We start from the raw sequence: 13,831 nt of genomic DNA, 5'->3' as shown, positions 1-13,831 counted from the left end.
TCATGTGAGCGAAGCAAGCCGCACTGGCTTCGCAGTCTGGTTTACACCCCGGTCTGGGTGATGAACTTGGTGTTGAAATAACCCTCCATCGCCTCGGTGCCGCCCTCCGAGCCGTAGCCGGAATCCTTGACGCCGCCGAACGGCACTTCGGGCAGGGCCAGACCAAAACTGTTGATCGAGACCATGCCGGCTTCGATCGCTGCGCCGATCGCAGTCGCCGTCTTGGTCGAGCTGGTGAAGGCGTAGGACGCGAGACCGAACGGCAAGCGGTTCGCCTCCTCGGCCACCTCGTCGAAAGTGGAGAACCGCGAGATCAGCGCCAGCGGCCCGAACGGCTCCTCGTTCATGGCGCGGGCGTCCTTCGGCACGTCGCTGACGACCGTCGGCTCGAAGAAGTAGCCCTTGTTGCCGACGCGGTGACCGCCGGTCTCGAGCTTGGCGCCCTTGCCGACCGCATCCTGCACCATGCCCTCGATGGCGGTGACGCGGCGCGGATTGGCGAGCGACCCCATCTTCGAGTCGGGATCGAGACCATTGCCGACCTTCATCGACTTGGCGCCTTCGACGAATTTGTCGACGAACTCACGGAACACATCGTCCTGCACCAGCATGCGCGTCGGCGAGATGCACACCTGGCCGGCGTTGCGGTATTTCGCCGCCGCCAGAATCTTCGCCGCCGAGGAGACGTCGGCATCCTTGAACACGATCGCCGGCGCATGGCCGCCCAATTCCATGGTGGCGCGCTTCATGTGCAGGCCCGCCAAGGCCGAGAGCTGTTTGCCCACGACGGTGGATCCGGTGAAGGAAATCTTGCGGATCACCGGATGCGGAATGAGATATTCCGAAATCTCTGACGGTACGCCGTAGACAAGGTTGATGACGCCGTCAGGCACGCCCGCATCGACGAATGCCTTGATCAGTTGTGCTGGCGACGCCGGCGTTTCCTCGGGCGCCTTGACGATGATCGAACAGCCGGCCGCGAGCCCCGCGGAGAGCTTGCGAACCACCTGATTGATCGGGAAATTCCACGGCGTAAACGCCGCGACCGGGCCGACCGGCTCCTTAATGGCGATCTGGTAGATGCCGGGGCCGCGTGCCGGAATCACCCGGCCATAGGCGCGCTTGGCTTCTTCGGCGAACCACTCGATGACGTCAGCGGCAGCCATGGCCTCCATCTTGGCCTCGGCCAGCGTCTTGCCCTGCTCCATCGTCAACAGCGGCGCAATCTCGTCATTGCGCTCGCGCATGATCGCGGCGGCCTTGCGCATGATCTTGCAGCGGTCGAACGGCGCCACCGCGCGCCAGACCTTAAAACCCTTGGCGGCGGCTTCCAGCGCCTCGTCAAGGTCGGCACGGTCGGCATGCGCCACGGTGCCGATCGTCTCCTCGGTCGCCGGATTGAGTACGGCGATGGTCCTGCCCGACTGGCTCGGACGCCATTTGCCGTTGATGAAGAGCTGGGTATTTGAATATGCCACGAATTTCTCCCTGAGCTTATTGACCGCCAAATGGCGCGCGGCGGAAAATCAGGCGCCTATATGATGGAAGCTCGACTGAATTGCAAAGCCGTTCAATGGTGTGCGGCCGCGCGACCGGCGCATAGCGCCTCCGCTGCCTGCGCCATGCCGAGGCCTGGATTGCTTCGGAAGCGCGGCTGATCGGTGAGGCTCGCGGAATCCGGCTATCGCGTCACGCCACTGTCACCAACCAGCAGGTAACCACCTGGCCGGCTAGCGGCGAAGAGGCCACCGGGGCGGCCAGCGTCACGCCGCCAAAATCGTTTCGGGTGTCGCTGCAGGCAAATTCTGGCTGTCGGCGACCGCGCGATTGGTGATCTGTCCGCGGTGCACGTTGAGTCCGGCGCGCAGATGCGGATCCTCGATCAGCGCGCGGATGCCCTTTTCAGCCAGCGCAAGGCCGAACGGCAGCGTGGCATTGTTGAGCGCATGGCTCGACGTTACCGGCACCGCGCCCGGCATGTTGGCGACGCAATAGTGCACGATCTCGTCGACGAGATAGGTCGGCGCCTGATGGGTCGTCGGCCGCGACGTCTCGAAGCAGCCGCCCTGGTCGATCGCGACATCGACCAGCACAGCACGGCGTTTCATGCGGGCAAGTTGCGCGCGCGAGACGAGTTTCGGCGCGCTGGCGCCCGGCACCAGCACGGCTCCGATCACGACATCGGCCCCAATGACTTCCTCTTCGATCGCTTCCAGCGTTGCATAGCGCGTGCGCACGCGCCCCTGGAACATCTCGTCGAGAACGCGAAGGCGCGGCAGCGAGCGGTCCAGAATAACGATATCGGCGCCGAGTCCTGCGGCCATCCGCGCGGCGTGCATGCCGACCACGCCACCGCCGATAACCGCGATCCTGCTCGGCGCAACGCCGGGCACCCCGCCGATCAGCTTGCCCATTCCGTCCGCCGATTTCCGCAAGGCAGCGCCCGCCGCCTCGATCGCCAACCGTCCAGCCACTTCGCTCATCGGCGCAAGCAGAGGAAGCCCTCCATGAGAGTCCGTCACCGTCTCGTAAGCGATTGCAGTGCAGCCGGATGCCAGAAGTCCCTTGGTCTGTGCCGCATCGGGCGCAAGGTGCAAATAGGTGAAGAGGATCTGATTCTCGCGAAGCTGACGCCATTCGCTCGGCTGCGGCTCCTTGACCTTGACCACCATGTCGGCGGTGGCGAAGATTTCTGCGGCCGTATCCACGATTGCGGCGCCAGCCGAACGGTAGATGTCATCACTTGCGCCAATGCCGATCCCGGCGCCCTGCTCGACAATCACCGCGTGTCCGCGCGTCACATATTCCCGCACCGAAGCCGGCGTCAGGCCAACCCGATATTCCTCGACCTTGATTTCCTTGGGCACACCGATCCGCATGGGCTTGCTCCTGCATTCGAGGTTGTCCGATTGCGTATAGAGTACTTCTGAGTTGGCAACGCTTCTCGGCGAATTGCGGCTTGCTGGAAGCGAATTACGCATATATTCTGCATTTTACCCCTACAAATTAGGCACTTGTAGCGTGAATGAACTGGATCGCATTGATTATCGGATTCTGACGGAGCTCTTGACCGACGCCCGGGCGAGCCAGATCGAGCTCGCCGAAAAGGTCGGACTGTCGCCGACCGCCTGCGCGCGCCGTATCCGTCAACTCGAGGAAAGTGGAATCATTCGGGGCTATCGCGCCGATCTCGAGCCGACTGCGCTCGGGCTCGTCACGACCGTCGTGGTCACCATCACGCTGGAAAAACAGAGCGAGGATTACCTGGCCGCGTTCGAAGCAGCGATCGCCCGCTGTCCGGATGTCGTGTCCTGTCACTTGATGTCGGGCAGCGACGACTATCACTTGCAGGTCATCGCGCGCGACATTGCGGACTTCGAGCGCATCCACAAGCAACATCTTTCACGGATGCCCGGGGTTGCGCGCATCCACTCGAGCTTTGCGATGCGCGAGGTGGTGCGCAGGGCCATCCCCGAGACGGCATTGCGGCGCTAGCCAACTCGACGCAATCAGCATATCCACTGCGGACATCGCGCTATCGACGAGCATGTTGCACGTCAATCGACACGATTGCCGCGAACAACGAGCACGATGCCGAGCGCAATACGAACTCCGCGCCGCCTGGGAATGTAGATGCCCTACCAACGCGTAGAGTAGATACGACGGCCGAGTATCAATCGTTTTTTTCGGCGTCATCCGGTGAGCGGCGGGTTGCGGGCAGATGCCGACCGGGCAAGCGCGACTTGACAAGAACCGAACACCCTGTATGTTACGTTATAACATAACGCTGTCTGTGGGTGCACATGGGCGAAGTCATTCGACTTGTTCCGAAGCCAGAGCTGGAGCGGGCTCGCTTAATTCGAGAGGCCCGCGCGATATATGACAGCATATTTCCGCCGACGGATGCGGTCAGCGAGCATCCGGATGCTCGCCTCGGCCAAGAGACGCAATCGGGCAGAAAGGGCCTGCTCCGGGCGGTACCGATGCTCTGACCAGCAGCGACTCGATGGTGACCGGCATTCTGCTCGCAGCTTCATCTAGTGCATGCGGTTCTCGACAGGCTTGCCCTTGAGACCGTCGTGCGAGTGCCTGAGATCGAGCGTCGGTTTAGGTTGCTCCCTCACAAAGCTCTGCACCATCTCCCCCGGGCCGCCCTTCGCAATCGTGGTGCCGCCGTCAGCAAATAGAAGCGCTCCCGTTACGAAGCTCGCCTCATCCGACGCGGCGAACGCAAAGACATTGGCCATCTCTTCCGGGGTGCCGCGCCGACCGAGCACGGTACCGGCAAGAGTTTGCTTCTCCATCTCTGCGTTCATCGGTCCGGTCTCCTTGTGCGTCCAGGCCGTATCGATAGGACCAGGGCACACACAGAGCGCGCGCACGCCGTATTTGCCTTGTTCGTAGGCCACGCCGCGCATGAAAGCGTGAAGGAAGCCCTTTGAACCGCCGTAGGGCGCCGCCGTCGGCTCACCCATTTCGCCGGCCTCCGATCCCGTCGAAATCACGACACCCCGCGAGCGCTTCAGATGCGGCAGCGCAAATTTCGTCATCAGGAATGCAGAACGGATATTGTTACGCACGATGTAGTCGAACATCTCGACCGAATGATCCTGGCATTCGGCAATTTCAGGAAAGACGCCGGCATTGTTGATCAGGATGTCAAGGCTGCCGAATGCGTCGATCGCCAGAGCGATACAGGCTTGCGCATCCACCTCGTCCGCAACATCGCCAAGAAACGGTTCGGCTACGCCGCCGCGTGCCCGGATGGCATGGACGACGTCCTCCACCGGATCGGCGGATAGTCCGGCAACAATGACTTTCGCACCTTCTCGCGCAAATTTGTGGGCGATAGCTTCGCCGATTCCTGTCGCCGCACCTGTCACGATTGATGATTTGCCGTTCAGCCGTCCCGCCATCGTCATCCGCTCCGCTTTGCTCTGGTCCAAGCGTTGAACACACTCGTAGCCGCGATGTTCCGCGCGGGGCACCGTGGCCGCGCTGCGAATCGGCGGCGCGCGTGGAACGGTCGCCACGGGCGCCGCATGAACTCGGTTTCCTCGCGAGTGCTGCAGAAGTCAGCAACACCGAGATTTCCGGTCGACAGAGGGGAACGTCCGCTTGCAAATTTCGTTGGCGGCCTATCAGCAAGAGTGGAGGCCCCAGATGAGAGTTTGCGATGCCATGACCACAAACGTGCAGCTCTGCACGCCGCAGGACAGCATCAGGGACGCAGCCGAGGCGATGGCAACGCTCAATATCGGGCTGTTGCCCGTGGCTGAAAATGATCGGTTGGTGGGAATGATATCCGACCGTGATATTGCCACCCGCGGAATAGCGATGGGCCGAGGTCCGGATGCGCCGGTGCGCGACGTCATGACAGCAGACGTCAAATACTGCTTCGAAGACCAGGATATCGATGAGGTCACTCGCAACATGGCCGATATTCAGGTGCGGCGGCTGCCGGTGCTCGCTCGAAACAAGCGACTGGTCGGTATCATCGCGCTCGGCGATATCGCGGTTTCCAAGCCGGGTGACGGCGCCGCTACCGCGCTGCATGGGATTTCGCGGCCGGGCGGGCAACATGCGGGCGCGGTCACCGGCTGAGGCATTTAGTCGGAGGACTGCAGGAGCGTTTGCGTCACTAAGCCTGTGGACCGACAACTCAAGCCAGCAAGGTACGTAATCGCACGACCTTCTATCGATGCAAACAGAAGGAACAGAGGGCCGAGCGGGAGCGGGCATGCCACTGGCGCACTACGACACCCGCTCGTTCCATGCAACACGTCGCCACTACCTGCGGTACGTGCCGACGAGTTCAGCCTGGCCGATCGCGTGCTTCTCGGCTGCTTTCCAGATGTCGGCTACCGGCATGCTGGGCGAACGCGAAAGCTCGTCGACATCCAAAGCCGCTAGCTTGAAGTGATAGTGATGCGTACCATGACCCTTGGGCGGCGCAGGCCCACCATAGCCTAGTTCGCCGAAATCGTTCACGCCCTTCCCGAGACGCTCCGTCTTTGGCCCGTGACCGATGGCTTCCGGCAGCATCGTCCGCTCGCCCATGATGTTATAGATGCCCCAATGCCGAAACGTGCCGGACGGCGCATCCGGGTCCTCAACGATAAGGGCGAAGCTCTTCGTGCCCGGCGGTGGATCCGACCATTGAAGCGGCGGAGACACATTCTGGCCGTCGCAAGTGTATTTGACCGGAATCGGCTGGTCGTTGTCGAATGCAGGGCTCGTCAACTTGAACACCATATGCAGACTCCCGTGCTCATGGAATGCGAAAGGGTCGCAGCGGCGGGCTCGCTCGGTCCTCCGGAATGTAGCGACACACCTTACCGGTCGATTCCGCCGATAGGGAGGAACGTCGGACCGGCGCTTGAGTTGCTTTAACGAGGCACGCTGATCGGCGTTTCCCGCGCGCTCAGGATGATCCCCTGCAAGCCTGTGCGGGGCACGCCGATGCTGGACAAGCGCAGCAACCATCTAGGGAACCTGGCGCATGGCCCTTTCACCGGAAGCCGAACAAGTTCGCGAGAGGACTAATCGCGAGCTGATCGATCTCTTGCACGAGGCGGGCGAGCATCTCCCGGCGCCCGAGCAGGACGGTTTCACATCCTATTTCGACCGGTTCGGCCCTGCGAAAATCGTGATGCTCGGCGAAGCGACACATGGCACGTCAGAATTCTATCGGGCACGTGCCGCGATCACCCGCCAGTTGATCGAGCAACACGGCTTCAACATTGTCGCGGTCGAGGCCGATTGGCCGGACGCAGCAGTGCTCGATCACCTCGTCCGGCAACTGCCATCTGAGCCGCCCAAGGAGCGGCCGTTCGAGCGTTTTCCGATCTGGATGTGGCGCAATATCGAAGTGAAGCAATTGATCGAGTATCTGCACTTCCACAACGATGCGTGCGCTGCGGACCGGAGAGTCGAGTTCCGGGGGCTCGACGTCTACAGCCTCAACAGCTCCATTGCCGCTGTCATCGCGTATCTCGAACGCATCGACCCGGAGCGCGCCCGCGCGGCGCGCGAACGCTATTCCTGCCTGACGCCCTGGCAGGCAGACCCTGCCGGTTACGGACGCGCTGTGCTGTCCGGCCGCGACAGTTGCGAAGATGCGGTGGTGGCTCAACTGCGCGAGCTTCTGTCACACCGGCTTTCGCATCCGGAAGTCGGCGGCGAGGCCTTCTTCAGTGCCGCGCAGAATGCGCGGATCGTGCGCGCGGCCGAGCAGTATTACCGCATCATGTATCGCGGCTCGACCGAATCGTGGAACCTGCGCGACCGTCACATGTTCGACACGCTGCAATATGTGATGCACGAACGCGGGCCGCAGGCGAAGGCGGTGGTCTGGGCCCACAACTCCCACATCGGCAACGCCGCGGCAACTTCGATGGGTTGGGGCGGCGAATTCAATATCGGCGAGCTCGTCCGCAACGCCTATGGCGACGAGGCTGTCTTGATCGGCTTCGGCACGGATCGCGGCACAGTGGCTGCGGCCTCCGATTGGGGCGGCGAGATGGAAATCAAGTCGGTTCGGCCGGCACGCGAGGACAGCTATGAATACCTGTTCCGCCGCACAGGCCTGGCGCGATCACTGACCGATTTGCGGCCGCCCGGCCGAGGCGAGCTGCGCGACAGGCTGACCGGTCCCAGACTTGAGCGAGCGATTGGTGTCATCTATCGACCCGAGACGGAGCTCCTCAGCCACTACTTTGAGGCGGTATTACCCGAACAGTTCGACGCGTTCGTCTGGTTCGAAGATACCAAGGCGGTGACACCGCTTGCGACACGAGCCACAGCGGGCGCGGCAGATACTTATCCCTTTGGGTTCTGATCATGGCACGTGCACGGGAACAGCTCAGCGAAGTCCTGGTCGGTCCGCACCACCTTGCGGGCATTTTGGGCGTGCCTCACGATGCGGCCGGCATCGTTATTTTTGCGCATGGCAGCGGTAGCGGCCGTCTAAGCCCACGCAACAACCAGGTCGCAGCGGCTCTCCGTGAGGCCGGGTTTGCCACGCTGCTGCTTGATCTCCTCAGCCCGGAGGAGGAGCGGGACCGCGGCAACGTATTCGACATCCCGCTGTTGGCATCACGGCTTGCAGATGCCGCGGACTGGACCCGCAACAGGTCAGAGCTCGCGAAGTTTCCGATTGGTTATTTCGGCGCAAGCACCGGTGCAGCGGCCGCGCTGGTCGCGGCTGCCGACCGGCAAAACGTCGCTGCGGTGGTTTCGCGAGGCGGTCGCCCGGACTTGGCCGGCAAAGCGCTACGCGCCGTTAGGGCGCCGACCCTGTTGATTGTCGGCGGAGCCGACCTGCCGGTGATTCCGCTCAACAGTTCGGCTTTTGCGGAGCTCTCTTGCGAGAAGGACCTCGTGATCGTGCCGAAGGCGACGCATTTGTTCGAAGAACCCGGCGCGCTCGAGCAGGTGACGCAATATGCCACGCGCTGGTTCCGCCAATTCCTGGCGTCGCCCCTCCCCGAAGAGGTGATCGACGCCGATACGGTTTTCGCCGACCGGCGAGACGCCGGACGCCGGCTGGCGTCAGCGCTCATGAAATTCAGAGACAGCGACGCGGTCGTGCTTGCGCTGCCGCGCGGCGGCGTACCCGTCGCGTTCGAGATTGCGCAAGCGCTGCACGCCCCGCTTGACGTAGCGCTCGTGCGCAAGATCGGCGCGCCGGGTCATGAGGAGCTCGGGCTTGGCGCGGTCGTCGACGGCGCCCATCCGCAGATCGTACTCAATGAGGACATCGTTCGCGAGATCCAGCCGGGCGCGGCCTACCTGGAAGCTGAGACTGCCCGCCAGCTTGCCGAAATCGAACGTCGACGGCGGCTCTACCGCGGCGGTGATCCACCGCCAGAGATTGCTGGCCGTACGACCATTGTCGTAGACGACGGCATCGCCACTGGCGGAAGCGTGAAAGCCGTGCTGCGAGCGCTGGCAAGGGCGAAGCCGGGCCGTCTCGTCCTTGCGGTGCCGGTTGCGCCACGCGATTCGCTTGACGAACTGAGTGCGGAGGCAGACGAGGTCATTTGTCTCAAGAGCCCCGATCCGTTCTTTGCGGTCGGCATGCACTATAGGGATTTCAGCCAGACTTCGGATAAGGAAGTTACCGAACTGTTGCATCGTTCCAAGGCCAGCAGCCCAAACCAGGCGCGTGCGTGAGGAGCTTGTGACCAGCGGTCAGCGATGGCCGCCAAATTTCGTCGCGATCTTCTCGGCATCGGTCCCCCGCCGGCGCCTGCTCGTTCCAATTCTGCGGGCTCAAAAATAGGAACCGGCCGCAATTTTGCGATTTAAGTCTTCGGCCATTTGTATGCCGGAGCTCACTCGATGCGCGCCCTCACCTGGCACGGCAAAAACGATATCCGCTGCGATACCGTGCCCGACCCGAAGATCGAGCATGGACGCGACGTCGTCATCAAGGTGACGGCCTGCGCGATTTGCGGCTCCGACATTCACCTCTACGACGGCATCATGCCCAGCATGGAAAAGGGCGACGTGCTCGGACATGAAACCATGGGCGAGGTGGTCGAGGTGGGGCCGGAGATCAAGACGCTGAAGGCCGGCGAACGCGTTGTCGTACCATTCACAATCGCTTGCGGGGAATGCTTCTTCTGCAAGAATGGCTTCTACTCAGGTTGCGAACGATCCAACCCGAACGCGAAGTCCGCAGAAAAACTGTGGGGGCATTCGCCCGCCGGACTGTTTGGCTATTCACACATGCTCGGCGGGTTTGCCGGTGGACAGGCAGAGTATATGCGCGTGCCGTATGCCGACGTCGGACCAATCAAGGTTCCTGACAGTCTCACTGATGAACAGGTGCTGTTTCTCTCCGACATCTTCCCGACCGGCTACATGGCCGCCGAGTTCTGCGACCTCAAAGGCGGCGAGACGGTCGCGGTCTGGGGTTGCGGGCCCGTCGGCCAGATGGCCATCAAGAGCGCCTTCCTGCTCGGCGCCGGGCGGGTGATCGCGATCGATACCGTGCCGGAGCGGCTGGCGCTGGCGCAAGCATCCGGGGCCATCACACTCGATTTCAGGAAGGAAGAGATCTACGATCGGATCCAGGAGCTGACCCAAGGCCGCGGTGCCGACGCCTGCATCGATGCGGTCGGCACCGAACCGGACATCCGCTCCGGCTTCGACGCGGTCGTCGATCGAGTCAAGGTCGCCACCTATCTCGGCACCGACAGTCCGCACGTCCTGCGCCAAGCCATCCATTGCTGCCGCAATTTCGGCGTGGTCTCGATCGTCGGCGTCTATGGCGGATTGCTGGACAAAATCCCGATGGGCTCGGCGATCAACCGCGGCCTCACCTTTCGTATGGCCCAGACACCAGTGCAGCACTACCTGCCAAAGCTGCTCGAGCGGATCACCAAAGGCGAGATTGATCCTTCCTTTGTCATCACCCACCGCGCCACGCTCGAACAAGGACCGGAGCTGTACAAGACGTTCCGGGATAAGAAGGACGGCTGCATCAAAGTGGTGATGAAACCCTAGTGCAGCTTGGAGGCCCCCTCGACGGACGTGCAGCGATCCCGGCGCATCAGCTTCGGTCGCGCTGGATCGCTGCGGCGGAGCTTGGCCTCATCAGCAGCACGTTCTCAACCATCGTCAGCCAGCTTTTTGCTGCGCGCATCGGACGCGATGCATGGGTCGACTGGACGACGGTCGCCGCGATACCGGCGCGCGACTGGGCGCTCAGTGCCGAGCCTTCGTGGAGCGCGGTCCTCGCGGGAATTGCCTTTCATCAATGGGCGGATTTTTCCTGGGCGATGGTGTTCTTCGGTGTACTCGGCCGCTGGACCGCGCAGCTTCGTCCGCTCGCCATCCTGCTGCTTGCCCTGCTCTGGGCGGTCTTTTCGTCTGCGACGGAATGGCTCCTGCTGGTGCCGCTCATTCCATTCTGGCAGCCGCTGTTCACGCTTCAGCAGCCCTATTGGATCGGCCTCCTCGTTCACGGCGCATCAGCCCTCATGTATCCGCTGTTTGCATGGCTGCGCTGGGCGCCCGGCTGCGCGCCGATCAGGGATGTGCGGGTCGTCAAAGTGTGGGCGGCAGCGTCGGCGGCTGTGATCCTCGTGCTCGGGGGCATAGCGTTCTTGAGCACTATCGGCCGCGAGTTGCCATGGATGGGGCGGGACAGGGATGCGGACCAAGCCTATATCCGCCACATGACCACGCATCACGCCCAGGGGATCGAGCTGGCCAGTCTCGGCGCCGAGCGGGCCCGCGATCCGCATCTGCGCGCGCTCGCAAACCTAATGGTCGCAAGCCAGAGCGGCGAGACCAGGATATTCGAGAGCTGGTGGCAAAGCTGGTTCAAGACACCGATGCCGGATTGCACGGCGGATGAGCGCGCGATAATGCCAGGCTATCTGACGCCCATGCAGATACAGCAGGTCAGGAGCGCAGCGCCGGAGCAATTCGATGCGCAATTCACCGCAATGATGACTCTGCATCACAAGGGCGCCGTCAAGATGGCCGATCTGGCTTGGCGCAGCCCCGCAGACTTTCGCCTGCGCATCATGGCGCACGCGATCCGGCATGAGCAGCAAGGCCAAATCGCGCTCATGCAAGGGATAGAAGGAACTACGGCGGTCGCGACGGCGCTCCGCAACATGTTTGCCGACAATGTTAACTAGCCGACGCTCACACGAGGGTGTGATTACCTGCGCATCCGAGCGTACGGCGTCGGCCGTTCGGTTGCCGCCGGGGAACTCGCGCCGCCCGAAGAAAGTTAGTGGCGTGAAGGTCCTGCCCTTTCAAAGCAAGCGATAGCCATGAACGTTCTTTCAGTCTCACCCATCGCGCGGACCATGCGCGCGGCTGTTCTTCGCGGACCGGGCGTGGCGCGCGTCGAGACGGTGCATCGGCCAGAGCCTGCAGCCAATCAGGTACGCATCCGCTTGCAGGGCTGCGGCGTTTGCGCGTCCAACCTCGCGGTCTGGGCGGGCCCGCAGTGGGCGACGTTTCCGACGGAACCCGGCGATCTCGGTCACGAAGGCTGGGGCATCGTCGATGCCGTTGGCGAGAACGTCACGGGTGTATCGATCGGCGAACGGGTGGCCGCGCTGTCCTATCACAGCTACGCCGAATACGATCTGGCGGATGCGAACGCCGTGGTGCCGATCCCCGTAACGCTCAAGGATCAGCCGTTTCCAGGCGAACCGCTCGGTTGCGCCATGAACATCTTTCGGCGGAGCGAAATCGGCACGAGACAGACGGTAGCAATTGTCGGAATCGGATTTCTCGGCGCTATCCTGACGAGCCTGGCCGCCAGTGCCGGCGCCAACGTCATCGCCCTCTCCAGACGGCCATTCGCGCTCGAAATGGCCAGGCAAATGGGAGCAGCCGAGACCATTCTGATCGACGACAAATCAAGCGCCATCGAGCGCGCAAAAGCGCTGAACGGGGGTGAGCTCTGCGATCGCGTGATCGAGGCGACCGGAAAGCAGTGGCCGCTGGACCTTGCCACAGAGCTGACGCGCGAGCGCGGCCGCCTGATCGTCGCAGGCTATCATCAGGACGGACCGCGACAGGTGAATATGCAGCTCTGGAATTGGCGCGGGATTGACGTGATCAATGCGCATGAGCGCGATCCGCAGATCTACATGCGTGGCATTCGCGACGCCATCGACATCGTCAATGCGGGCCAACTCGATCCGAGCCCCCTGTATACGCACAGTTTTCCCCTCGACCGCCTGGGCGATGCCCTCGACGCGACACGCGATCGTCCGGACGGCTTTCTCAAAGCCCTGGTGACATGCACATGACGCAAGTGTCGATCAAGACTAGCCCCGCGCGCGCAACGACGCGCCCGCGGATCGGCTTCCTCGGCGTAGGCTGGATCGGACACCATCGTATGAGAGCGATCGCCGAAGCGGATGTGGTCGAGATCGCAGCCGTTGCCGATTCCTCTGATGCGATGATTGCGCAGGCGGCGCCGCTTGCGCCTGATGCGAAAGCGCTTTCGACATTCGAAGAGCTTCTGGACCAGGACATCGACGGCGTCGTCATTGCAACGCCAACAGCACTCCATGCCGAGCAATCGATCCGCGCACTCGCCCGCGGTAAAGCGGTGTTTTGCCAGAAGCCGCTGGGACGCACGGCTCAAGAAGTCCGCGCGGTGATCGATACGGCGCACTCGGCAAACCGGCTGCTCGCAGTCGACCTTTCGTACCGATTTACCGAGGCCATGCGTCAGATCCGGCGGTTGGTGCGGAGTGGCGAGCTCGGACATGTTTACGCGGTGGAGCTGACCTTCCATAATGCCTACGGGCCGGACAAGCCGTGGTTCTACGACCCGGCACTGGCGGGTGGCGGTTGCGTGATCGATCTGGGAGTTCACCTGGTCGACCTGGCGCTATGGGTGCTTGATTTTCCGGCGGTCGCACGCTCCTCCTCACGGCTATTTGCCGATGGCCAGTTGCTTTCCACGTATGCTGAGCGCGCCGAAGACTATGCACTCGCCACAATCGATCTGGAAACTGGCGCGACGGTGCATCTTACCTGCTCATGGCGGCTGCCTGCCGGGCGCGATGCGGTGATTTCCGCGGCCTTCTACGGCACGCGCGGCGGCGCCGCGATGCGCAATATCAATGGATCGTTCTATGATTTCGTCGCCGAACTCTACCGTGGAACGGCAAGTGAAACACTCGCGACCCCGCCGGATGCATGGTTCGGACGCGCCGCCGTCGAATGGGCGCGGGCGCTCGCTGCGGGCACGAACTTCGATCCTTCCGTCGAACGATGTGCCGACGTGGCGGCGGTGTTGGACCGGATATATGGCAGGTGAAAGCCTTGCCTGCAGCTA

13 protein-coding genes are annotated in these 13,831 nt (G+C 62.5%); 9 read left to right on the top strand and 4 right to left on the bottom strand.

The genetic code is table 11. The annotated features are described in order from the left end of the window. Positions 1–41 precede the first annotated feature (41 nt). Both IVA95_RS29690 and ald read right to left on the bottom strand, forming a co-directional pair. Positions 42–1,478 carry an NAD-dependent succinate-semialdehyde dehydrogenase gene (locus IVA95_RS29690; protein WP_247513718.1) on the bottom strand — a complete coding sequence of 479 codons (1,437 nt, stop codon included), beginning with the start codon at positions 1,476–1,478 and terminating at the stop codon, positions 42–44. A 285-nt stretch (positions 1,479–1,763) separates the two neighbouring features. Next, complete coding sequence (gene ald, locus IVA95_RS29685; protein ID WP_247513717.1) at positions 1,764–2,879, bottom strand: alanine dehydrogenase; 1,116 nt, start codon at positions 2,877–2,879, stop codon at positions 1,764–1,766. 142 nt (positions 2,880–3,021) lie between these two features. Here ald and IVA95_RS29680 point away from each other — a divergent pair, with 142 nt between their 5' ends. Together IVA95_RS29680 and IVA95_RS29675 are read left to right on the top strand one after the other, a co-directional pair. Next, complete coding sequence (locus IVA95_RS29680) at positions 3,022–3,495, top strand: Lrp/AsnC family transcriptional regulator (RefSeq protein WP_247513716.1); 474 nt, start codon at positions 3,022–3,024, stop codon at positions 3,493–3,495. 308 nt (positions 3,496–3,803) lie between these two features. After that, positions 3,804–3,992, top strand: coding sequence for a hypothetical protein (locus IVA95_RS29675; protein ID WP_247513715.1), 189 nt, complete (start codon positions 3,804–3,806; stop codon positions 3,990–3,992). Positions 3,993–4,037: 45 nt separating this feature from the next. Here IVA95_RS29675 and IVA95_RS29670 read toward each other — a convergent pair whose 3' ends face one another. After that, complete coding sequence (locus tag IVA95_RS29670; RefSeq protein ID WP_247513714.1) at positions 4,038–4,946, bottom strand: SDR family oxidoreductase; 909 nt, start codon at positions 4,944–4,946, stop codon at positions 4,038–4,040. A 217-nt stretch (positions 4,947–5,163) separates the two neighbouring features. Between IVA95_RS29670 and IVA95_RS29665 the strand changes: the two genes are divergently transcribed. Next, positions 5,164–5,604, top strand: a complete 441-nt coding sequence (locus tag IVA95_RS29665; protein ID WP_247513713.1) for a CBS domain-containing protein — start codon at positions 5,164–5,166, stop codon at positions 5,602–5,604. A gap of 186 nt (positions 5,605–5,790) precedes the next feature. Here the strand turns inward: IVA95_RS29665 and IVA95_RS29660 are convergent, their stop codons facing one another. Then, positions 5,791–6,255, bottom strand: a complete 465-nt coding sequence (locus IVA95_RS29660) for a YbhB/YbcL family Raf kinase inhibitor-like protein (protein ID WP_213249177.1) — start codon at positions 6,253–6,255, stop codon at positions 5,791–5,793. 247 nt (positions 6,256–6,502) lie between these two features. Here IVA95_RS29660 and IVA95_RS29655 point away from each other — a divergent pair, with 247 nt between their 5' ends. From IVA95_RS29655 to IVA95_RS29625, 6 genes are all read left to right on the top strand, one after another. Next, positions 6,503–7,840 (top strand): erythromycin esterase family protein, encoded by a 1,338-nt coding sequence (locus IVA95_RS29655; protein ID WP_247513712.1) that lies wholly within the window; start codon positions 6,503–6,505, stop codon positions 7,838–7,840. Between the two features lie 2 nt (positions 7,841–7,842). After that, entirely contained in the window at positions 7,843–9,177 is a 1,335-nt protein-coding gene (locus IVA95_RS39175) for a phosphoribosyltransferase (RefSeq protein ID WP_346658075.1), read from the top strand. A 168-nt stretch (positions 9,178–9,345) separates the two neighbouring features. Further along, the gene (locus IVA95_RS29640) at positions 9,346–10,515 is read left to right on the top strand and encodes a zinc-dependent alcohol dehydrogenase (RefSeq protein WP_247513711.1); all 1,170 of its coding nucleotides are present in this window, start codon (positions 9,346–9,348) and stop codon (positions 10,513–10,515) included. Beyond that, positions 10,515–11,660, top strand: a complete 1,146-nt coding sequence (locus IVA95_RS29635) for a DUF305 domain-containing protein (RefSeq protein ID WP_247513710.1) — start codon at positions 10,515–10,517, stop codon at positions 11,658–11,660. Before IVA95_RS29640 ends, IVA95_RS29635 begins: the two co-directional genes overlap by 1 nt. Positions 11,661–11,798: 138 nt before the next feature. Further along, positions 11,799–12,791, top strand: coding sequence for a zinc-binding dehydrogenase (locus IVA95_RS29630; protein WP_247513709.1), 993 nt, complete (start codon positions 11,799–11,801; stop codon positions 12,789–12,791). Continuing rightward, positions 12,788–13,813 (top strand): Gfo/Idh/MocA family oxidoreductase, encoded by a 1,026-nt coding sequence (locus IVA95_RS29625; RefSeq protein ID WP_247513708.1) that lies wholly within the window; start codon positions 12,788–12,790, stop codon positions 13,811–13,813. The genes IVA95_RS29630 and IVA95_RS29625 overlap by 4 nt, the downstream gene beginning before the upstream one ends. Positions 13,814–13,831 lie beyond the last annotated feature (18 nt).

Origin of the sequence: Bradyrhizobium sp. 157 (genome assembly GCF_023073815.1) — a bacterium.
GTDB lineage: Bacteria > Pseudomonadota > Alphaproteobacteria > Rhizobiales > Xanthobacteraceae > Bradyrhizobium.
The sequence above is the reverse complement of the archived record's forward strand: the minus strand, read 5'-3'. Positions and strand labels throughout refer to the sequence as shown.